Below are 18927 nucleotides of genomic sequence, written 5' to 3' on the forward strand. Positions count from 1 at the left end.
GAAATCGTAAACGCCCGCGGTAAGCGCCGGCAGCTAACCGTGCGGGAAAGAATTGCGATTCGGATTCTGGGCGAAAGAACGGAGATTAGGCCATGACAACCAACTTAACAGCCCCAGCTAACCACCCTGCAAATGACCGACTGACAGATGAGCGGCTTATCCGTGTACGTGACGAGCTACAGCGCACCCTCACGTACAAAAACGGCAGCACCCAGGACTATGTCACCGCCGATGCGATTAAAGCGTTAGACGAGCTTCTGGAGCGCCGTAAAGCCGATGCTGATAAATCGTCTGAGGTGAAATAGTGGATCCATTACTCGAGTACGCCTGTAAACGCGTCATTGAGCTGGAAGGTCTGCTGCTGGTAGAAGTGCCTGAAACCGTCTGGCCTGCCGAAGTGGGCATGGTCTTATCTCAGGTTGAAGTCGCCGGGGAACTCCGGGCGCATCACCAGCGCCGCCTGCAGCACCATATCAATCGTATGTGGCTGGAAAAAATGCCGGTACCGTCAATCATCGCCGCGGCGCGTTCGCTGGCCACTGCTATGGAGAAATACGCGTGATTCATTCTGAAATCATTGTTGATAATTTTGCAGGTGGCGGCGGGGCATCCACTGGCATTGAAATGGCAACCGGGCGAAGCGTGGATATTGCGATCAACCACGACCCGAACGCTATAGCGATGCACACCACAAATCACCCTGATACGCTGCACTACTGCGAATCAGTGTTTGACGTCAATCCTACCGTCGCGACCGCTGGCCGCCCGGTGGGGCTGGCGTGGTTCTCCCCGGACTGCCGCCACTTCTCGAAGGCCAAAGGCTCGAAGCCAGTGGAGAAAGAGATTCGCGGTCTGGCGTGGATCGTTATTCGCTGGGCGCTGGCTGTGCGTCCACGCGTCATGATGCTGGAGAACGTGGAGGAGTTCAAAACGTGGGGGCCGCTGCTGGCGGCTGAAATGCGACCGGACCCGGAGCGCGCTGGTGAAACCTTCGAGGCGTTCTGCGGTATGCTGTCCGGCGGGATCCCCGCTGGGCATCCGGCGCTGGTGGAGTGCTGCGAGTTCCTGGGTATTGCCGCCGATGGCGAGCTGGCGCAGCAGCTGGTTGACGGGCTGGGATATGCCGTTGATCACCATGAACTGCGGGCGTGTGACTATGGCGCACCGACCATCCGTAAACGGTTCTTCATGGTCATGCGCCGGGACGGGAGGCCGATTGTTTGGCCTGAAGCTACACACGGAGATCCAAAGTCGGCGGCAGTTCTTACAGGCAAGCTGGCTCCGTGGCGCACCGCGGCAGAATGCATCGACTGGTCAATTCCGGCCCCGAGCATATTCGACCGCAAAAAGTCTCTGGCAGAGAATACGCTGAAGCGCATCGCGCGCGGCATCCAGCGCTTTGTCATCGATTGTCCGACGCCGTTTATCGTGAAGTGCAACCACACCAGCACTAAAACGAGCTACGACTGTTTCCGTGGGCAGGCGCTGGCGGAGCCGCTGCAGACAATAACCAAAACACACGGCTATGCGGTTGCTGTTCCGCACCTGACGAAATTCCGCACTGGCGCAACAGGGCAGCCAGTTACCGAGCCTGTACCAACGGTGACCGCTGGCACATCGAAACGCCCTGGCGGGAATGGGCATGCACTCGGCGTGGTGGAGGCGGCGCTAACACCGTTCATGGCTGGCAACGGCGGTAGTGAGTACCAGGCGAAACCGCGCCCACTGAATAAACCTGCGCATACCATTCTCAAGCAATCCCGCGCCTGTCTGGTCACGCCGGTTATTGCCCGGCAGTTCGGCGCCAGTATCGGCCACCGGGCTGACGAGCCAAGCGCAACTATCACAGCAGGTGGTGGCGGTAAATCGCAGCTGGTGACGCCGACGCTGATTCAGATGGGGTATGGCGAACGCCCAGGACAGGAGCCGCGAGTGCTGCAACTGGACAACCCGCTGGGCACTGTTACAGCCGGGGGCAATAAGTTTGCAACGGTGAGCGCGTTTTTGGCGAAGCATTACGGCGGGAATTATACCGGGCCGGGCGTCAGCCTGGACGAACCGGCACACTCGGTCACTACCGTCGATCACCATGCTGTTGTAGCCTCGCATCTGGTGAAGCTACGCGGAACATGCCGAGACGGGCAGCGCACAAATGAACCTATGCCGACGGTCACCGCTGGTGGCCAGCACGTAGGCGAGGTGAAAACCACGCTGGCAGCTGATGGGTATGACGAGCACCGCGCGCAGCAAACGCTGGCGTTCTTGAGGGAATACTGCGGAGAGGATTGCGACGGTCTGGTCACGGTTGACGGTATCACTTACCGCATCGTTGATATCGGAATGCGTATGCTGCAACCGCATGAACTGTACCGGGCGCAGGGCTTCCCGGAGTGGTACATCATCGACCAGGACTACAGCGGCAAGAAGTACGCAAAGGACAAGCAGGTTGCGCGATGCGGTAATGCGGTGCCGCCGCCGTTCGCTGAGGCGCTGGTGAGGGCTAATCTGCCGGAGTTGTGCCAGTCGAAACAAATTGCAGCCTGACCTATAATCCCCTCAAATACCGAGGGGATTTTTTCATGTCGAAGCACAACATTGCAGCAAAAACTAAAGATGAGCAGGACAAGGTTAACGTTGACCTGGCTGCGTCTGGTGTTGCCTACAAAGAGCGGCTGAATCAGCCAGTTATTGCCGAGCAGGTAGCGCGTGAGCAGCCAGAGCACTTGCGCGAATACTTCATGGAGCGCGTTAAATATTACCGCGAAAAGAGCATTAGTTTGCCGAGAGCGTCTGACCCGCGCTACCTCGACATGGCATCGCAGAACGAGAAGAAGTAAGCCGCTTGACGCTTTCTTGATAAAAGAATACTGTTTATATATACAGTAATTTTATCGATGAGGTGTACGCATGGCCTTCCCATCCCCAGCAAACGACTACACAGAAAAACGTCTTACAGTCGATTCCCTTTGTCAGATGGATGCTAACTGCACAGTCATTCAAACGACAACCGGCTATGCGGTCATTAATCGGTCGCTGAGGGCAGAGCAGGGTAATATCGTGCTCATCACTCATTGCGGCCGGACCCAGTTTGCAAAGCTGATGGGCTCGTCGCTCATCACGGAAGAGGGCGAAGCGCTGGAAGGTGATGTGCTGGACGATGTAACCGTATCTGGCGTGATGACATACGAGATCAACGTAATACGACGCGCCGAAGTTGACGAACTACCAATAATTTGAGCCCGAAAACAGCCCAGAAAACACCAGAACCCGCCCCGGCGGGTTTTTTGTTGGCATCATAAAAACTCATTAGAAACAACATAGTAACCTTCGCAAAAAATGCCTTTATAGGATTGATAAATGTGCCGTATGGGTGTACTGTTTATTTATACAGTATTTCGAGCGGAGGACGTATGAGAGTCGAAGTCACAATCGATAAAAAGAAAAAGCTACCCGATGGCGCAGTACCGGCACTGGAAGCCGAACTGTCACGCCGCATAGGTCAGAATTATGAAGGCTGTAAGCTGACCGTTCGCCGGGCAAGCACTGATGGGCTGAACGTAGTCGGCGGTGAAAACAGCGATAAACAGCGCATCGAAGAGATCCTGCAAGAAACGTGGGAAAGTGCAGAAGACTGGTTTTATTAATTGGTTTGCGTGGTAGCTGCATCATTTCTTATGCGCGATTTCTTCCTGCGCGGCTACCAGGAATTTCTTTTTGCGTCTGGATGTCGCTCAGGGGGAAATGTTGTGAGTGCAATTGACTCAACTCCAACTGGAGGCTTTAGAGCGACCATCACAGATGCCAGTGGCCGCGAAGTATTAACGATTGATTTGGCAGATAGTGACCGATTCATTCTATCTTCAGACAGAGGGAAGATAGTGAGCCGAAAACTCGGGATGGATGATCATTACTGGTCCCGAGATACCCTAAGAGAAGTCGTAAGAGAAATGACCTCAAAAAATTGACCGCCTTGTGTAGCATCTAGCATAATCAGCAAACTGGCCTGAACAACCAGAACCTGACGACTATGCGCCACGGAGTAAAAACCATGGCGCACGAACTACAACTAATCAAGCACCACTCAGGAATACTGATCCCGGCGACGCCCGAGACCAGCGAAATCCTGCAATCAAAAATCAAGCTCGGCGACGTGCTGGTCGCTGAATTCAAACGTGTGCGTAATCCGGCATTTCATCGCCGATTCTTTGCGCTGCTTAATCTCGGCTTTGAATACTGGGAACCAACCGGCGGCGCCATTTCATCGAACGAGCGCAAGCTGGTGACCGGGTATGCAAAGTTCCTGTCTTCTTATGGCGGCAACGAAAGCACGCTGCTGGATGCTGCTGAACAGTATCTGGAGCAGATTGCTAGCCGTCGCGTTACCAATGGCATCAGCCTGTGTAAATCCTTTGATGCTTACCGTGCCTGGGTAACTGTCGAAGCCGGGCATTACGATGCTATCCGGCTGCCTGACGACACCCTGCGTAAACATCCCCGCAGCATTTCCTTCTCAAACATGGACGAAATCGAATTCCAGCAGCTGTACAAGGCTGTGCTCGATGTTCTCTGGCGCTGGATATTGTCCCGGACTTTCCGTACGCAGCAGGAGGCCGAGAACGCCGCCGCCCAGCTGATGAGCTTCGGGGGATGATGCCGATGAAATTTTCCTGGTTCCAACATACCGACTGCACCACCGAACAGGCCGACGAGCTGGTAGCCAACTACCGGCGCCGCGGCGTGAAAGTTGAGCGCAGCCTGAACCGTGACAACATCACCTGGACTATCAGTGCGCAGCTGCCGGAAGGCGATAAAGCGCCGCGCCCGAGCCGTGTATGGCAAAACAAGGCGTGGGGTTGATCATGGCTAAGCTACCGCGCCGCAAGTGCGCCAATAAAGAATGCCGCCAGTGGTTCCACCCGACACGCGACACGCAGACTGTATGCGGTTACGAGTGCGCCAGCGCATATAGCAAGGAGCAGACCAGAAAAGCCCGGGAGGATGCGCAGCGTAAGGAATCAGCCAAACAGCGCGCAGCTGAGAAAAAGGCGCGTGCTGCATGGCGCCAGCGCAAAGCCGCAGTTAAGCCGCTAAAGCACTGGGAAGATTTAACCCAGCGCGTCGTCAACGACTACATCCGCGAGCGTGATGTCGATCTGCCATGTATCAGCTGCGGTACGTTCGACACCGTCCAGTGGGAGGCTGGCCACTACCGCTCACGCGGGAAGGCGTCACATCTCCGCTACAACGAAGACAATATTCACAAGCAGTGTCACCACTGCAACGTTGCTCTATCTGCAAATCAGCAGCAATACCGCCTCGGTCTTATCGAAAAAATCGGCGTTGAGCGCGTCGAAGCGCTCGAAAACAACAACGCCCCGCATCGTTACACGATTGAAGAACTCGAAGCCATCAGAAAGCACTACAGCGCACTGCGCCGGAAACTGATTAAGGGCAGGGAGGCCGCATGACGAGAGAACAGATTATTCAGTACCAGGCCGAAAGCGTCATGCGCGCCAAACTGCCGCCAGTAGCAAAGCACAGTCAGAACCAGAATAAAACCAAACATCCAAAGAGGGCCGCAGCGTGAACCTTGAAAATACAGTGAAATACCACTTCGCAAAATCTACGCTGATTAGCGACTCTCCACGCGCTACAGCTTCCGATTCATTGACCGGCACCGACATCATGGCTGCCATGGGTATGACGCAAGAAAGAGCAGCTATGGGCTACAGCGCGTTCCTGGGAAAAATGGGCATCAGCCAGAACGATCGGGAAAGGGCCATTGCGCTGCTGGCAGAGTACGCGCTGACCAAATGCGACAAAGTGGCCTCGCTGCGCAAGCTCGCCGACGGGGTTAGGCCGTTGGTTATACATCAGCTTGCTACCTTCGCTTTTGAGGACTATTCCCGCAGTGCCGCCAGCGTGAAGCAGTGCGATTGTTGCTCTGGCGTTGGATTCATTCAGGCTGATGTATTCACCAATAAATTCCGCAAGCCAGAAGGCAAAATGACAGTGTCCGGAATGGTGAAGGTCAAAGAGTCTGTGAAGGTGCTCTGCAAAAAGTGCAATGGTGCCGGAACCGTTAGCGCGGCATGCAGTGATTGCCACGGGCGAGGAAAGGCTGTAAACCAAGACCTGACGGAAAAGCAGGGCATTCCTGTCCTGGCGGATTGTAAGCGCTGCGGCGGTCGCGGATATGAACGTATCCCATCAACTGAGGCCCACGCAGCTGTTTGCCAAATTACGGATGCCATCAGCCTGGATACGTGGAAGAAGTCTGTTAAGCCGTTCTACGATCAACTGATCACGAAATTTGATATCGAAGAAGCCTGGGCTGAAGCGCAACTGAAACAGATAACGCGATAAGGATTGTGGAAATTAATTCGCGCTATTTACTTTTCCCGAATCTGTGTTAATTTTATCCCAACGATGGGTTAATGCCTTCGTTTCAAGCCCTGCGGTTAACACCGTGGGGCTTTTGCGTTTCTGAAGGGTAAGAAAATGCATCAGTAAACGGATAGACCGCAGCCGAAAGGCAAAGCAGCAGTCATGATGCTGCCCCGAGTCGCCATTGAGCGAGCCTGTGTAGCGATGGGTAAGGGTTCATAGATCAAAACTAGCTCCGGTAGAGCAGCGCGAAAGCCAGACGCGCACCGGTTATCAGCGGCGATAGAGCGACAGCACCTCAAGGGCATGAGCGTGGCCACTACGTCAGTGTGGTTTGATATAATTATTGGTATGCCGTAGTCTAAAAGTTAATAGCGATTTATATGAGTAACTAGGATGCTATTCTTTTTTGAAAGCACATGGCCTATTTTATCAGTCCTTGTCTTAGCTTTAGCTATGATTGCTTACGGGTTGCAACGAAAAATGATAATGATAATTCTAATTTTCATCGCAGTTGTGATTCTGATGGCAGGCGCACTATTTTTTAATATCGATTAGCAACACCGCTGCATCAACATCATCCATAACATATCAGGCCTGCTCCTCTGAGTGGGCCTTTTTTATTTCAGGCTCCGGGAAAACTCCCCGACGTGTGTTGTTGTTAAATCAGCCCGAGAGCCTGAACCCCTTTTAAAACACACAGCGCCATCCGAAAAATCGGAGGTGAGGCTATGACCCGAATGAGCACAATTTACAGCAGACTTTCATATGGGACGGGAACCGCGTTGACTGGCTGCGGTGTCTCTGCAAAGGCGTATGCCGAAACAACTAAAGAGGTATCGTGGATGCTTGCCGACAAAGTTGCAGGGCTCGGTTTAAGTGACTGGGCAATTATTGTCGGTATCGCATGCACCGTTATTACCTGTGGAGTGAACTGGTATTACCGACGCAAAGAGCGGGAGGATCGGCTTAATGGCTATGTCACTAAAGCTGAGGAATAGCGTTATCGCAGCGGTGCCGGCTGGCGCTATCGCTATTGCCGCATCGCTTATCACCGGCCCGACAGGAGATGATGGGCTGGAAGGTGTTCGATATGTTCCATATCAGGACGTGGTCGATAAGTGGACAATCTGTTACGGCCATACTGGCAGCGACATCATGTTGGGGAAAACCTACACGGAAGCTGAGTGTAGGGCGTTGCTCAACAAAGATCTTGCAACCGTAGCGCGTCAGATTAACCCCTACATAAAGGTTCCCATCCCGGAAACCACACGCGGTGCGCTTTATTCGTTCGTTTACAACGTCGGGGCCGGTAACTTCAAAACCTCCACGCTGCTAAGAACAATCAACCAGGGCGATATTAAAGGCGCATGCGAGCAGTTGCGGCGCTGGACCTATGCTGGTGGCAAAAAGTGGAAGGGATTAATAACCAGGCGTGAGATTGAGCGGGAAGTTTGCCTGTGGGGTGAGAAACCTCAATATCTGAGTGATGGATACGGGCCGCTTAACCCTGGCATTCCAGTATCAGTTCCGGGGGTATTTTGATGGTTCCGAAATACCAGATTGTTGTCGCGATTCTGCTGGTGGCCGTTGCATTCATTGCCGGAAACGTATGGAGCAATCGCGGCTGGGAACAGAAATGGGCGGAGCGTGATAGCTCCGAGTCTTCGCAGACCGCGAATGCCCAAACCGCCGCCCGCATGATTGAACAAGGGCGAATTATTGCCCGTGATGAGGCTGTAAAAGATGCACAAGTACAAGCCGCTAAATCTGCTGCTACTGCTACTGGTCTGTCTGCCACTGTTAACCAGTTGCGCACTGAAGCAAAAAAACTCTCTACCCGCCTGGACGCCGCAAAGCACACCGCAGATCTTGCCGCTACCGTCAGAAGCAAAACAGCCGGAGCCGACGCCGGAATGCTCGCCAACATGCTCGGAGATATTGCAGCAGAAGCTAAACGATATGCTGGAATCGCTGACGAACGCTATGCCGCCGGGATGACATGTGAACGCATTTACGATTCGGTGAGACAGTCGAATAACAGGAAGTGGCAAAAAGCGGGGACGAATCCCCGCTAGCTGTTAGCCAACTTTGCGATAAGGGTAGCCAGCTTTTTTGATGTGGGCATCAAAATACTGACCTTTTGACGGTGCATTCATTAGCGCCGTGTGCACGGCAGAAGGAACCCGAGAGTATTGATAAATGCCACTGCTATGGAATGCAATTTCCAGCGTTGAAGTGGCCTGGTCATAACCTACTGATTGGAGATTTGAAGATGAAACAGGTTGACGAATCAAAGCAGTTTCCTCGTTTGAATGGGAAAAGTCCCGAGGAAATCGTAGAGCTATTCAAAGGGTATAACTTTGTCGATGATCATGGTCATCGACTGGATATGTGCCAGGACTTCAAGGATTTGGTCGTTCTGGCTAGTGAGGTGCAGAAATAGCATTACAGAAGCTCTTCACTGAGGGGCTTCGATAATGAAATCCTGAGGTAATAAAAATGGCAAAAACAAAATGGCCTAAGTTACCGCGCTTTTTCGTTCCGTTGTTTCACTGTGCGAATGTGTATCTGTGTCGGTCAAAAGAGGAATGGCAGCAGGCAGAAAAAGCGCTTGGTGTCTCCCTGGCTGACGTAAGCATGTTCAACGGCGCGTGCCGCCATTTTTTCGATGATGTAACAGGTGAAAACGTTTATCTGATTGGTGTTTTCGATAACAGCGTTAGTACCCTTGTTCACGAATGCGCTCATGCAACGTTTTACTGCTGCAATGATGTTGGTGTGACAATCGACACTGGAACGGCAAACGAAACCTACTGCTATCTGCTCGACAGAATGTTTTCGGCATTTTTGCCGTATATAAAACAGGATTAACTCATGGTGAACGAAGACGAGCGCAGGCCACTTCCACCAGTTAATTTCATTGGCCCTGATAACTGGCAGCCCTACACCAGATTGATCCCCGCCAATGAAGTGCATGACTGGATAAGCCATCAAATCCTCAGCGATAGCGGAAGCATCCATAACCCAGACCACGCCCATTTAATGGAAGCTGATTTGTGTTTTATGTGGGCTTCTGACTCATTCGCGAAGAAAGGGCGCTACGTTCTCGGACAGGCCGAACAGGTAATGCTCCGCGCTGGTGGATGGCAGAAAGCCAGAATGGAACAGCAGATGTACGAATGGTTCGGGCGCATTCCGAAGTTCATCATCACGCTGGCAGCGGATTACTGTACGCAATGCAGCGACCTTGAATTCTGCGCCCTGGTAGAGCATGAGCTTTACCACATTGCCAAGGCCACCGATGATTTCGGCGCACCTAAGTTCAACAAAGAGACCGGGCAGCCAGTTCTCACATTGCGCGGCCACGATGTCGAAGAGTTTGTCGGTGTAGTACGTCGATACGGGGCGAGCACTGACGTGCAAGAGCTGGTGGACGCAGCCAATCAACCTGCAGAGGTGGCAAAACTTAACATCGCCAGAGCATGCGGGACGTGCATGCTGAAACTGGCTTAAATACTGGACTGTATAAGACGAATGGTGATTTATGGCTGCATTAAAACCTGATGTGAAAGCCTTCATCATTCAGTCGCTTGCGTGTTATGACACGCCATCGCAGGTGGTCGAGGCTGTCCAAAAAGAATTCGGGATCAATATAACCCGACAACAGGCCGAATCTCACGACCCTACGAAGGCCAGCGGTAAGACGCTCGCAAAAAAGTGGGTCGAACTTTTCAACGCTACCCGTAAACGATTCCAGAATGAGATCGGTGACATCCCGATCGCCAATAAGGCATATCGGCTGCGTGTACTCGACAGGATGGCTACGAAAGCAGAGGGAATGAAAAACATGGCCCTTACTGCCGCCCTGATGGAGCAGGCGGCCAAGGAAGTTGGCGATGCTTACACGAACAAACAAAAAGTAGAGCAAATAGTGGTTGCCACTCATAACGTTATGCCGGTCCCATCCTGCGATAACGTGAATGAGTGGGAAGCAGCAGCGCAGAAGCAGCAGAGCGAGGTTCTTGGTGGATGAATTACAAAGCCGTCTGGAAACCCTTGCCGGGATCGCAATCGCTCTCCCTGAGCTGTCCATGTAACGAAATTCTCTACGAGGGCACGCGCGGGCCGGGTAAAACTGCCGCGCAGCTGGCGCGCTTTCGTCGTCTGGTTGGTCTGGGCTATGGTTCGTTCTGGCGCGGTGTCATTTTCGATACCGAGTATAAGAACCTCACCGATATCATTACCCAGTCAAAGCGTATGTACCGCCTGTTTAACGACGGTGCACGCTATCTGGCGTCAGCATCTGAGCTACGATGGGTGTGGCCTACCGGCGAAGAGCTGCTGTTCCGATTCGGGAAAGAAGAGGGCGATTACTGGGACTACCACGGTCAGGAATTCCCGTTCATCGGCTTCAACGAGCTTACCAAGCAGCAATCTGCAGAGTTTTACGAAATGATGTTCTCCTGCCGACGTTCGTCGTTCCGGCCAGAGAACTATCCGCTGGCGGATGGTAGCCTGCTTAAACCGATCCCCCTGGAGACGTTCAGCACCACTAACCCGTTTGGTATTGGCCATACTTGGGTGAAGAAGCGCTTCATTGAGCCAGCACCACGCGGCACCATCATTCGCGAAACGCAGAAGGTGTTTAACCCGCAGACCGAACGAGAAGAGGACGTGACGCTTACCCGCGTTGCGATTCACGGCTCGTTCAAAGAGAACCCGTATCTCGATCCCCAGTACATCGCAACGCTGATGGCCATCAAAGACCCTAATCGCCGCAAAGCGTGGGTAGAGGGCTCGTGGGACGTCACCAGCGGCGGACGCTTTGACCACCTGTGGAATGCATCGCTACACGTTATTAAGCCTTTCCGTATCCCGGATAGCTGGACGGTTGACCGCTCCCATGACTGGGGCGAGTCGAAACCCTTCTCAAACCTCTGGTGGGCACGCGCCGACGGCACCGCCGCAGAACTGCCTGACGGCCGCCAGTTCTGCCCGCCTGCCGGTTCGCTGATTCTGATTGGCGAGTGGTACGGCTGTCCGCCGGACGAACTGAACAAAGGCCTGAATATGTCATCCACCAACGTCGCCAAAGGCGTGGCGTGGGTCGATAAACGGCTGGTGGGAGAAGAACTGGCGGAACCCGAAGAAATAAAGCTCAACGGGGTTACGCAGGGGCAGCTGAATATCATGCCCGGCATCTGCAAGAAAATTGTTCCAGGCCCTGCAGATGGCGCTATTTACAACACCGGCGATGATGAGCTCTCCATTGCACAGAAGATGGAATCGCAGGGCGTTAAATGGGTCCCATCCAATAAGAAGCCGGGATCGCGCGTGAACGGTGCTGCCCTTTTTGCTGACATGCTCGAGGCTGTCATTGAAGGTAAGAAACTGGAGTCAGGCACGCCTGAGAAACCTGCGTTCTACGTGTTTGACTACTGCCGGGGTTGGATAAGCCGTGTTCCGGTGCTCGTTCGCGACAGTAAGAACCCTGACGACGTAGACACGCAGCAGGAAGACCACGACTGGGATGGTACCCGCTACGCCGTGCTGCATTCACCGCCGAAGAAAGTCGGCAAAGTCACCAACCTACGGATTTAAAACCATGCCTGACATTTCTACACCCAATCTGGACTATGGGAACATGGTGCAGGCGTGGGATATCAACGACGCCTTGATGGGCGGCACGCTGTATATGCGCCAGCTTGGTGAGGCTTATCTGCCGCGCTGGCCAAAAGAGGACAAAGAGGATTACAAAAAGCGCCTGGCTGTGGCCACGCTTCTTCCTGCCTACGAAGAGACCATCAACCAGAACGTTGGCCGCGTATTCGCTGAGCCGATCCAACTGGGCGAGAACGTCCCGGATGCGCTGCGCGAATTTGCGAGGAACGTGGATCTTGAAGGCAGTCGCCTCGATGTATGGGCACAGGCGTTCTTCAGCCTGGCGATGCAGTACGGTCTGTCCCACGCGCTGGTGGACTACCCCCGGGTCGATGCCGAGCAGGTAAAGACCAAGGCTGATGAAAAGGCCACCGGAGCGCGTCCCTATGTGACGATGCTGAATCCCCGCCAGGTGATCGGCTGGAAGTCGACGATGACCGGCGGCAAGGTGCAGCTCACTGCGTTGCGCATCAAAGAGGTGGTGGTCGAAGATGGTGACGACTTTGGGCAGACCAAGGTTGAGCAGATTCGACTGCTGACGCCCGGGAAGGTGCAGATTTACCGCAAGGCCACTGGTGCCGATGGTCAGGTGAACTGGGCGCTGCATGAAGAGTGGCAGACCTCCCGCCGAGATATCACCCTGGTCACGCTCTACACCAAACGTACCGGGTTTATGTGTGGTTCACCGCCGCTGCTCAACATGGCGCTGCTGAACGTTAAGCACTGGCAGAGCCAGAGCGAGCAGGACAACATTCTGCATGTCGCACGGGTGCCTCTGCTGACGGTATTTGGCCTTGGGGATGGTGAGGAGTTGGTTATCGGCTCTTCCTCTGCAACTCAGTTCTCCGACAGGCAGAAACAAGGGCTCGAATACGTCGAGCATACTGGCTCATCCATTGGTGCTGGCAAAGATTCGCTGACTGACCTGGTGGAACAGATGCGCCAGGCGGGCGCGAAGCTGCTGCGCACTGACAACACCTCGACCAAGTCTGTTGACCAGACATCGGAAGAGAAGATGCAGGAGCAGTCGCCGCTCTACACCATGGCAACCAGCCTCGAGGATGCAATCGACAACATCCTGCAAATTATGGCTGAGTACATCGGTGAGAAGGATGGCGGCAGCGTCGATGTCCGCACTGAACTGGATGTCGAATCGAAGGAGTTCAACCCGCCGGCGGCGCTGGCTATTCAGTCGTTGCGCCAGGGTGGTGACCTCCGCCGTGTCGACGCGATTAAGGCGCTGCAGAAGCTCAACCTGATTGACGCTGACGCAGATCCCGATGTGGTGCTGAGCGAACTGCTGGCTGAATCGGCCACGCTGAGCGAACCGCCGACTGGCGAGGTGTGATATGGCCCGGTCCGTTAACGATCGCCTGCAGGACGAGACCATAGCCCACGGGCTTTATGTGACCCGCTATGGTAATGGCGTTGCCCGGCGCATGTTGTCGCTGCTGAACAAGCTGGACGCCGACCTGGCCGCAAAGTTGCTAGTGCTGCTGGACGGCAAGCGTGCCGACACCTACAGCGCCCGCCGCCTCGCTTCGCTGCTGGCTGGCGTACGCGACCTGAACCAACAGGCCTACGAACCGGTCAATGATGCGCTGGCACGGGAACTGACGCGCTACGTTGAGTATGAGGCCGGGTATCAGTTGGACCTGTTCAACAGCATCATCCCTGAGCAGATACTGAAACACGTTCCGCTTCAAAGCATCGCACCCGAGCAGGTTTATGCCGCAGCAGTGGCGCAGCCTTTCCAGGGGCGATTGTTAAAAGAGTGGGGCCAGAAACTCGAGTCGGATCGGCTGGACAAAATCACCAACGCTGTGCGCTCAGGGTTCTTACAGGGCGAAACGGTAGAGCAGATTGTCCGGCGCGTTGCCGGCACACCGCAGCGTAATCGCGAGGATGGGGTAATCAATACCTCTCGCCGTGACCTGGCTGTAGTGACGCGCACGGCGGTGAACCATATGGCCGCCTCGGCGCGTCAGGACTTCGCCATGGCAAACAGCGATATCGTGAAAGCCAAACAGTGGTCATCCACGCTCGACACGCATACCAGTCAGTGGTGCATCATTCGCGACCGCAAACTCTACTCGCTGGATGGCAAACCGCTGGGGCATGTTGTTCCGTATCTGCGCGGGCCCGGCAAAATCCACTTCTGCTGCCGCTCCGGTGAAATCCTGCTCACGAAATCGTGGGAAGAATTGCAGATAGCGTCAGGCGAGCTGAGCAGCGCCACACGCGCATCAATGGATGGCCAAGTACCAGCGCATACCAGTTATGCCGACTGGCTAACCCGGCAGCCGTACGCGCGACAGGAGCAGGTGCTGGGCGTTACCCGCGCCATGATGCTTCGGGACGGAAAAATCACCGTGCCGGAGATGTTTAACGATGCCGGGGAGTTTCTCACCCTGGACGAACTGCGTCGCGTGGATGCGTCGGCGTTCGAGGGTTAACCATGCAAATCGAAAAAGACAAAACTGTCACCCTGACTGAGGCTGAGCGCAAATTCATCATGATGGCGATGATTGCCTATGCCTTATCTGGTGAGCCATCAGAAGAAGATGCTAAAACCGCAGAGCAAATAATCAATAAGCTCTGAGCATTGCAACATTGAAATCAAGGCTGCCTCCGGGCGGCCTTTTTTATGCCTGCCGCTGAGCGGATGCGACGCGGTGACCGGGTCGGATGACCTATTACCAATGGCCGGAAGGCTGGAGCAAAACAATGAAACTCAAACTTGATGCTAACGGCAATGTGGTCGTTGAAAACGGTATGCCTGTGTACGTCCATGACGACGGCAAAGAAATTCCGTTCGACGCGGTCGCAGCGATGACCAAAATCACCTCACTGAATGGTGAAGCGAAAACTCACCGTGAGGCGAAGGAAGCGGCGGAAGCCGGTCTCGCCAAATTCGCTGGCATCACCGACCCGACCAAGGCGCTTGAAGCCCTGGAAATGATGACCAAAATCGACCAGAAGAAGCTGATCGACGCTGGTGCCGTTGACCAGGTGAAAGCCGAAATCACCAAGGCATTCCAGCAGCAGTTAGACGAAGCGAACGGCAAGAGCCAGACACTGGAGACTCAGCTTTATAACGAGATGATTGGCGGCCGTTTCGGTGGCTCGAAGTTCATCTCCGAAAAGATGGCTATCCCGTCTGAATTCGTGCGTTCCCACTTTGGGAAGAACTTCAAAATCGAAGACGGCAAGGTCGTGGCGTACGACGGGCAGGGCAACAAAGTGTTCTCCCGTACTAAGCCCGGCGAATTGGCTGGCTTTGACGAAGCGCTGGAATCTCTGGTCGAGTTGCATCCGCAGAAAGACTACATCCTCAAAGCGTCCGGTAATAGCGGCGGTGGTTCTCACCAATCGCAGCATCAGGCCGGGCAAAAAACCATGAAACGCGCTGCTTTTGACGCTCTGGATGGTGCCGGAAAGCAAGCGGCACTCAAAGACAGCGTCAGCATCGTTGATTAATCGAAAGGAGCCATAAATGGCAGGCAATACTCTCACTGGTCTGATCCCGACCATCTATACCGCACTGGACGTTGTATCCCGTGAACAAACTGGCTTCATTCCTGCTGTTGCGCGTGATGCAAAGGCAGATGCAGCCGCGAAAGACCAGACCGTGCGCGCACCAGTCGCACCTGCGGCCACAACTGAAGATATTACGCCGGGGCCGTCAGCCCCTAATACCGGCGACCAGACCATTGGTGGTGTGGATGTAAAAATCACCAAGTCCAAAATGGCACCGGTCAAATGGAACGGTGAAGAGCAGTTGGCACTTGGCCCGGCCGGTACCTACAACATCATTCTGGCGGACCAGTTCAAACAGGCGTTCCGCGCCCTGTCGAACGAAGTTGATGCCGACCTTGCTGCACTGTACCTCAACTCCTCACGCGCGGTTGGTGCACCTAAAGATACGCCGTTTAGCATCAAGGACGATCTGTCAGATGCGGCGCTGGCGCGACAAATTCTGACCGATAACGGCACGCCAACCACCGACCTGCGCATGGTGCTTGGCGGCGAGGCGATGGCCTCCATTCGCGGTAAGCAGTCTGTACTGTTTAAAGCGAACGAGGCGGGGACCGACCAGCTGCTGCGTGAAGGCGTTATCGGTCGCATCATGGGCTTCAACCTCCATGAGTCTTTCAGCATCAAGCGCACCGCGAAAAGCACTGCGGCTGGTTACAAGGTTAACGGTGCGAAAAAAGAGGGCGATATCATCGTTGCTATCTCGGCGGGCACCGGCGGTATTGCTGCGGGCACTGCGGTGAAGTTTGATGGTGATGACAACCAGTACCTGGTTGTGGCGGCAACGTCTTCCAGTATTACCATCAGCGCACCGGGCCTCCGTCAGGATCTGGCTGACCAGGCGGACGTCACGGTACTTAGCGAGTTTACGCCGAACATGGCGTTTGACCGCGGGGCATTCCTGCTGGCCAGCCGCACCCCTGCGATGCCTGAAGGTGGCGATACCGCAGACGACGTTATGAACGTGACCGACCCGGCATCCGGCATCACCTTCCAGGTCGCTCTGTACCGTCAGTATCGTCAGGTGCGTTATGAAGTGGGGCTGGCATGGGGTGTGGCTGCTGTGGCGCCACGTCATTCCGCCATCATCATGGGTTAACCCAGGGGGCTTCGGCCCCTTTGTTTTTCAGGAGGCCCAATGGCCGGATTAACCAAAGAGCAGCGCTCTCAGCGTGAAGCGGAAAAGCTTGCAGCTCAGCAGGCCGCTGATAAAAATCCTGCCCAGCAGGAACAGCAGCAGGAACAGCAGCAGGAACAGCAGCAGGAACAGCAGCAGGAACAGCAGCAGGAACAGCAGCAGGAACAGCAGCAGGAACAGCCTGGTATTGAGCTGGTGGTCATGGTGCGTGATACCCCGGAGTTCTCCGGCGGCCCGTTGAGCGCTGATGTTCATCCTGACGAAGTCGATAACTGGCTGGCGCTGGACTGGCGTCTGGAGGAATAACCATGCTGGTGGCCGATCCTCATTCGCCAGACTTTAACAGCTACGCCAGCGTCATTGACCTGCGCGCGTTCGCGGCGGGGCGCGGATATACCGTGCCTGCCGATGACGGTGAGTGCGGCCAGATGCTGATGCAGGCAATGGATTATCTGGAAGGTAAGTCATGGCGCGGGCAGCGCAGCGTTGTTTCACAGCCACTATCCTGGCCTCGCTCTGGCGTGCGCTTCGACGGTGTTGACCTGTCGGATGACGCTATCCCGCAGCGCCTGGTTGATGCTCAATGCCGGCTGGCTATCGAATCGCAGGAGATTGACCTCACGCCGTCGGTAGCTGGTGGTGGCGCCGTGACAATGGAGAGCGTTGAGGGTGCTGTTACCGTCCAGTACGAACCTGGCACGAACAAGGCTGCACCGTCGTTCCCCTGGTTTTATTCCTCGCTGCGCGGGCTGGTGGTGGGCGGCAATCAAATCCGCATAGAAAGGGGATGATATGGCAATCGACTACCGCCGCATGCGCGCGACCGCGACACGGCTGCTGACCGAGAACGGGAAAACATACCAGTTGACTCGCGGCGGCGGCACCATACGCGATCAGTTCGGCAAAGAGGTCACCACCCCGGCAATTACCGCAACCGTCACTGGCGTTATCACCGAATACTCCTCCCGCGAAATTGATGGTTCCCTGATCGCCACCGGCGATAAGAAACTGGCGGCCACGTTCGAAACGGAAGTGTGTATCGATGACCGCATCGAGATTGACGGCAAAAAGTGGCGGGTAGTGCAGCCGAATCCGGTTAAGCCTGCTGATGTGCTTATCTCCTACAACGTCCAGTTGAGGGCATAACTATGGCTAGCTCTGAAAACCAGCCATTCCTGGCAGCCATTCAGTTGTTCGTTGATAGCTCTAAACAGGAGATGGACGAGGTGGTGCGCCGGACGGGCATTAAAATCCTCGCTCAGTTGGTGGAGATGTCTCCAATTGGGCAGCCGGAAAAATGGGAGGTAAACCAGACCGCAGTGGCCTATAACGCGGCGGTGCGTGACCACAATGCTGCGCTTCGCAATGACCCGGCCAACGTCACAAAGGCAGGATATCTGAAGCGTGGTAGAGCGGTTAACGATTCGATGGACATCAAAAAGCCTGAGGGGTATGTCGGTGGGCGTTTCAAGAACAACTGGTATGTCGGCTTTGATAGTCAGCCAACCGAATCGAACGATACACCGGACGCTTCCGGTCAGGGTTCCAACTCCCGCGGCCTGGCAGTGCTCGAGGTATTCAGGGTAGGCCAGGTCAGCTCGATTTTCTTCACCAATAACCTGCCATATGCGGCAGCACTGGAGAGCGGGCATTCCGGCCAGGCGCCAGGCGGCATGGTGGGCATCACTGCGCTGGATGCCGCGCAGCTGTTCCGTGAGGCAATGAGCGAGGTGCGCAATGGCCGCTGATCAGTCAATGCGGATTGCTGGGTTGCTGGAGAGTCGGGTCGCGGTTATCTGCTCATCGCTTGGGCTGCCCGTAGCCTGGCCGAACATACCGTTTACTCCCCCGGATAGCTCACCATACGGGCGTGTTTATGTTCTGCCGGCACAGACGGTGGGGCAAGACCTGGAAGGTCAATTGCGAACCTATCAGGGCATCCTGCAGCTCAACATCATTGCGCCAGCAGGCAGCGGCGTGACGCAGGCCAGAGGGCTGGCTAAATCTGTCGCTGATGCGTTTCCTGAAGGGCTTGCGCTGGTGGATGGCGACCTGGCTGTATTTATCAACGGGCCTCCTCAGGTGCGCCAGCCGATACAGGATCGTCCGACATCCGCACCAAATGGCAGTAGTGGCTCCATCACTTACACAACTCCCGTCAGCATGCAATACCGCGCTGATTACTGACCCGCCGCTCGGCG

29 protein-coding genes are annotated in these 18927 nt (G+C 54.9%); 28 read left to right on the forward strand and 1 reads right to left on the reverse strand.

The window, feature by feature from the left end:
• The first annotated feature begins 92 nt into the window (after nt 1-92).
• The 14 genes from AB4K05_RS17755 to AB4K05_RS17820 all read left to right on the forward strand — a co-directional run bounded on the left by AB4K05_RS17755 (nt 93) and on the right by AB4K05_RS17820 (nt 8465).
• Nucleotides 93-305 (forward strand): hypothetical protein, encoded by a 213-nt coding sequence (locus AB4K05_RS17755; protein WP_368481269.1) that lies wholly within the window; start codon nt 93-95, stop codon nt 303-305.
• On the forward strand, nt 305-562 hold the full coding sequence (locus AB4K05_RS17760) for a hypothetical protein (RefSeq protein ID WP_368481270.1): 258 nt from the start codon (nt 305-307) through the stop codon (nt 560-562). The genes AB4K05_RS17755 and AB4K05_RS17760 overlap by 1 nt, the downstream gene beginning before the upstream one ends.
• Nucleotides 559-2544 carry a DNA cytosine methyltransferase gene (locus AB4K05_RS17765; RefSeq protein ID WP_368481271.1) on the forward strand — a complete coding sequence of 662 codons (1986 nt, stop codon included), beginning with the start codon at nt 559-561 and terminating at the stop codon, nt 2542-2544. Before AB4K05_RS17760 ends, AB4K05_RS17765 begins: the two co-directional genes overlap by 4 nt.
• Nucleotides 2545-2579: 35 nt before the next feature.
• On the forward strand, nt 2580-2837 hold the full coding sequence (locus AB4K05_RS17770; protein WP_368481272.1) for a DNA polymerase III subunit theta: 258 nt from the start codon (nt 2580-2582) through the stop codon (nt 2835-2837).
• Between the two features lie 70 nt (nt 2838-2907).
• Nucleotides 2908-3237 (forward strand): hypothetical protein, encoded by a 330-nt coding sequence (locus AB4K05_RS17775; RefSeq protein WP_368481273.1) that lies wholly within the window; start codon nt 2908-2910, stop codon nt 3235-3237.
• Nucleotides 3238-3410: 173 nt separating this feature from the next.
• Nucleotides 3411-3644: a DinI-like family protein gene (locus AB4K05_RS17780; RefSeq protein ID WP_368481274.1), complete on the forward strand. Its 234-nt coding sequence runs from the start codon at nt 3411-3413 to the stop codon at nt 3642-3644.
• Nucleotides 3645-4048: 404 nt separating this feature from the next.
• Nucleotides 4049-4651 (forward strand): DUF1367 family protein, encoded by a 603-nt coding sequence (locus AB4K05_RS17785; protein ID WP_368481275.1) that lies wholly within the window; start codon nt 4049-4051, stop codon nt 4649-4651.
• Nucleotides 4651-4857: a hypothetical protein gene (locus AB4K05_RS17790; protein WP_368481440.1), complete on the forward strand. Its 207-nt coding sequence runs from the start codon at nt 4651-4653 to the stop codon at nt 4855-4857. Before AB4K05_RS17785 ends, AB4K05_RS17790 begins: the two co-directional genes overlap by 1 nt.
• A gap of 2 nt (nt 4858-4859) precedes the next feature.
• Nucleotides 4860-5468, forward strand: a complete 609-nt coding sequence (locus AB4K05_RS17795; RefSeq protein ID WP_368481276.1) for a recombination protein NinG — start codon at nt 4860-4862, stop codon at nt 5466-5468.
• Complete coding sequence (locus tag AB4K05_RS17800; RefSeq protein WP_368481277.1) at nt 5465-5587, forward strand: hypothetical protein; 123 nt, start codon at nt 5465-5467, stop codon at nt 5585-5587. The genes AB4K05_RS17795 and AB4K05_RS17800 overlap by 4 nt, the downstream gene beginning before the upstream one ends.
• Nucleotides 5584-6366 (forward strand): antitermination protein, encoded by a 783-nt coding sequence (locus AB4K05_RS17805; RefSeq protein WP_368481278.1) that lies wholly within the window; start codon nt 5584-5586, stop codon nt 6364-6366. Before AB4K05_RS17800 ends, AB4K05_RS17805 begins: the two co-directional genes overlap by 4 nt.
• Before the next feature lie 752 nt (nt 6367-7118).
• On the forward strand, nt 7119-7388 hold the full coding sequence (locus AB4K05_RS17810; protein WP_182928619.1) for an HP1 family phage holin: 270 nt from the start codon (nt 7119-7121) through the stop codon (nt 7386-7388).
• The gene (locus AB4K05_RS17815) at nt 7360-7932 is read left to right on the forward strand and encodes a lysozyme (protein ID WP_146751523.1); all 573 of its coding nucleotides are present in this window, start codon (nt 7360-7362) and stop codon (nt 7930-7932) included. Before AB4K05_RS17810 ends, AB4K05_RS17815 begins: the two co-directional genes overlap by 29 nt.
• Nucleotides 7932-8465, forward strand: a complete 534-nt coding sequence (locus AB4K05_RS17820) for a DUF2514 domain-containing protein (RefSeq protein WP_368481279.1) — start codon at nt 7932-7934, stop codon at nt 8463-8465. The genes AB4K05_RS17815 and AB4K05_RS17820 overlap by 1 nt, the downstream gene beginning before the upstream one ends.
• Nucleotides 8466-8468: 3 nt before the next feature.
• Here the strand turns inward: AB4K05_RS17820 and AB4K05_RS17825 are convergent, their stop codons facing one another.
• Complete coding sequence (locus tag AB4K05_RS17825) at nt 8469-8684, reverse strand: KTSC domain-containing protein (RefSeq protein WP_071891841.1); 216 nt, start codon at nt 8682-8684, stop codon at nt 8469-8471.
• A gap of 205 nt (nt 8685-8889) precedes the next feature.
• Here AB4K05_RS17825 and AB4K05_RS17830 point away from each other — a divergent pair, with 205 nt between their 5' ends.
• The 14 genes from AB4K05_RS17830 to AB4K05_RS17895 all read left to right on the forward strand — a co-directional run bounded on the left by AB4K05_RS17830 (nt 8890) and on the right by AB4K05_RS17895 (nt 18913).
• Nucleotides 8890-9261, forward strand: a complete 372-nt coding sequence (locus AB4K05_RS17830) for a hypothetical protein (protein WP_019076559.1) — start codon at nt 8890-8892, stop codon at nt 9259-9261.
• Nucleotides 9262-9264: 3 nt separating this feature from the next.
• A complete protein-coding gene (locus AB4K05_RS17835) occupies nt 9265-9903 on the forward strand; it encodes a putative metallopeptidase (protein ID WP_088902551.1) in 639 nt (212 codons plus the stop codon).
• Between the two features lie 31 nt (nt 9904-9934).
• Nucleotides 9935-10423 carry a DUF2280 domain-containing protein gene (locus AB4K05_RS17840; RefSeq protein WP_368481280.1) on the forward strand — a complete coding sequence of 163 codons (489 nt, stop codon included), beginning with the start codon at nt 9935-9937 and terminating at the stop codon, nt 10421-10423.
• A complete protein-coding gene (locus AB4K05_RS17845; RefSeq protein WP_368481281.1) occupies nt 10420-11991 on the forward strand; it encodes a terminase in 1572 nt (523 codons plus the stop codon). Before AB4K05_RS17840 ends, AB4K05_RS17845 begins: the two co-directional genes overlap by 4 nt.
• Nucleotides 11992-11995: 4 nt before the next feature.
• Nucleotides 11996-13399 carry a DUF4055 domain-containing protein gene (locus AB4K05_RS17850; RefSeq protein WP_019076563.1) on the forward strand — a complete coding sequence of 468 codons (1404 nt, stop codon included), beginning with the start codon at nt 11996-11998 and terminating at the stop codon, nt 13397-13399.
• 1 nt (nt 13400) lies between these two features.
• Nucleotides 13401-14507 carry a hypothetical protein gene (locus AB4K05_RS17855; RefSeq protein ID WP_368481282.1) on the forward strand — a complete coding sequence of 369 codons (1107 nt, stop codon included), beginning with the start codon at nt 13401-13403 and terminating at the stop codon, nt 14505-14507.
• Nucleotides 14508-14509: 2 nt separating this feature from the next.
• Entirely contained in the window at nt 14510-14653 is a 144-nt protein-coding gene (locus AB4K05_RS17860; protein WP_153879484.1) for a hypothetical protein, read from the forward strand.
• Nucleotides 14654-14778: 125 nt separating this feature from the next.
• Nucleotides 14779-15531 carry a DUF6651 domain-containing protein gene (locus tag AB4K05_RS17865; RefSeq protein ID WP_368481283.1) on the forward strand — a complete coding sequence of 251 codons (753 nt, stop codon included), beginning with the start codon at nt 14779-14781 and terminating at the stop codon, nt 15529-15531.
• 16 nt (nt 15532-15547) lie between these two features.
• Nucleotides 15548-16687: a P22 phage major capsid protein family protein gene (locus AB4K05_RS17870; protein ID WP_368481284.1), complete on the forward strand. Its 1140-nt coding sequence runs from the start codon at nt 15548-15550 to the stop codon at nt 16685-16687.
• 39 nt (nt 16688-16726) lie between these two features.
• Nucleotides 16727-17032: a hypothetical protein gene (locus AB4K05_RS17875; protein WP_368481285.1), complete on the forward strand. Its 306-nt coding sequence runs from the start codon at nt 16727-16729 to the stop codon at nt 17030-17032.
• A gap of 2 nt (nt 17033-17034) precedes the next feature.
• Nucleotides 17035-17517, forward strand: coding sequence for a DnaT-like ssDNA-binding protein (locus AB4K05_RS17880; RefSeq protein WP_368481286.1), 483 nt, complete (start codon nt 17035-17037; stop codon nt 17515-17517).
• A gap of 1 nt (nt 17518) precedes the next feature.
• Nucleotides 17519-17872, forward strand: a complete 354-nt coding sequence (locus tag AB4K05_RS17885; RefSeq protein WP_368481287.1) for a hypothetical protein — start codon at nt 17519-17521, stop codon at nt 17870-17872.
• Between the two features lie 2 nt (nt 17873-17874).
• Complete coding sequence (locus AB4K05_RS17890; protein WP_368481288.1) at nt 17875-18474, forward strand: hypothetical protein; 600 nt, start codon at nt 17875-17877, stop codon at nt 18472-18474.
• Entirely contained in the window at nt 18464-18913 is a 450-nt protein-coding gene (locus AB4K05_RS17895; RefSeq protein ID WP_313859775.1) for a phage tail terminator-like protein, read from the forward strand. The genes AB4K05_RS17890 and AB4K05_RS17895 overlap by 11 nt, the downstream gene beginning before the upstream one ends.
• Nucleotides 18914-18927 lie beyond the last annotated feature (14 nt).

This window comes from Kluyvera sp. STS39-E, assembly GCF_040932435.1.
In the GTDB taxonomy this organism is placed as follows: Bacteria; Pseudomonadota; Gammaproteobacteria; order Enterobacterales; family Enterobacteriaceae; genus Kluyvera.

Bases quoted from the DNA above. Each gene is read 5' to 3' on its own strand.
- AB4K05_RS17755 (WP_368481269.1), top strand. From the start codon at position 93: ATGACAACCAACTTAACAGCCCCAGCTAACCACCCTGCAAATGACCGA.
- AB4K05_RS17770 (WP_368481272.1), top strand. From the start codon at position 2,580: ATGTCGAAGCACAACATTGCAGCAAAAACTAAAGATGAGCAGGACAAG.
- AB4K05_RS17775 (WP_368481273.1), top strand. From the start codon at position 2,908: ATGGCCTTCCCATCCCCAGCAAACGACTACACAGAAAAACGTCTTACA.
- AB4K05_RS17780 (WP_368481274.1), top strand. From the start codon at position 3,411: ATGAGAGTCGAAGTCACAATCGATAAAAAGAAAAAGCTACCCGATGGC.
- AB4K05_RS17785 (WP_368481275.1), top strand. From the start codon at position 4,049: ATGGCGCACGAACTACAACTAATCAAGCACCACTCAGGAATACTGATC.
- AB4K05_RS17790 (WP_368481440.1), top strand. From the start codon at position 4,651: ATGCCGATGAAATTTTCCTGGTTCCAACATACCGACTGCACCACCGAA.
- AB4K05_RS17795 (WP_368481276.1), top strand. From the start codon at position 4,860: ATGGCTAAGCTACCGCGCCGCAAGTGCGCCAATAAAGAATGCCGCCAG.
- AB4K05_RS17800 (WP_368481277.1), top strand. From the start codon at position 5,465: ATGACGAGAGAACAGATTATTCAGTACCAGGCCGAAAGCGTCATGCGC.
- AB4K05_RS17810 (WP_182928619.1), top strand. From the start codon at position 7,119: ATGACCCGAATGAGCACAATTTACAGCAGACTTTCATATGGGACGGGA.
- AB4K05_RS17815 (WP_146751523.1), top strand. From the start codon at position 7,360: ATGGCTATGTCACTAAAGCTGAGGAATAGCGTTATCGCAGCGGTGCCG.
- AB4K05_RS17820 (WP_368481279.1), top strand. From the start codon at position 7,932: ATGGTTCCGAAATACCAGATTGTTGTCGCGATTCTGCTGGTGGCCGTT.
- AB4K05_RS17830 (WP_019076559.1), top strand. From the start codon at position 8,890: ATGGCAAAAACAAAATGGCCTAAGTTACCGCGCTTTTTCGTTCCGTTG.
- AB4K05_RS17835 (WP_088902551.1), top strand. From the start codon at position 9,265: ATGGTGAACGAAGACGAGCGCAGGCCACTTCCACCAGTTAATTTCATT.
- AB4K05_RS17840 (WP_368481280.1), top strand. From the start codon at position 9,935: ATGGCTGCATTAAAACCTGATGTGAAAGCCTTCATCATTCAGTCGCTT.
- AB4K05_RS17845 (WP_368481281.1), top strand. From the start codon at position 10,420: ATGAATTACAAAGCCGTCTGGAAACCCTTGCCGGGATCGCAATCGCTC.
- AB4K05_RS17850 (WP_019076563.1), top strand. From the start codon at position 11,996: ATGCCTGACATTTCTACACCCAATCTGGACTATGGGAACATGGTGCAG.
- AB4K05_RS17855 (WP_368481282.1), top strand. From the start codon at position 13,401: ATGGCCCGGTCCGTTAACGATCGCCTGCAGGACGAGACCATAGCCCAC.
- AB4K05_RS17860 (WP_153879484.1), top strand. From the start codon at position 14,510: ATGCAAATCGAAAAAGACAAAACTGTCACCCTGACTGAGGCTGAGCGC.
- AB4K05_RS17865 (WP_368481283.1), top strand. From the start codon at position 14,779: ATGAAACTCAAACTTGATGCTAACGGCAATGTGGTCGTTGAAAACGGT.
- AB4K05_RS17870 (WP_368481284.1), top strand. From the start codon at position 15,548: ATGGCAGGCAATACTCTCACTGGTCTGATCCCGACCATCTATACCGCA.
- AB4K05_RS17875 (WP_368481285.1), top strand. From the start codon at position 16,727: ATGGCCGGATTAACCAAAGAGCAGCGCTCTCAGCGTGAAGCGGAAAAG.
- AB4K05_RS17880 (WP_368481286.1), top strand. From the start codon at position 17,035: ATGCTGGTGGCCGATCCTCATTCGCCAGACTTTAACAGCTACGCCAGC.
- AB4K05_RS17885 (WP_368481287.1), top strand. From the start codon at position 17,519: ATGGCAATCGACTACCGCCGCATGCGCGCGACCGCGACACGGCTGCTG.
- AB4K05_RS17890 (WP_368481288.1), top strand. From the start codon at position 17,875: ATGGCTAGCTCTGAAAACCAGCCATTCCTGGCAGCCATTCAGTTGTTC.
- AB4K05_RS17895 (WP_313859775.1), top strand. From the start codon at position 18,464: ATGGCCGCTGATCAGTCAATGCGGATTGCTGGGTTGCTGGAGAGTCGG.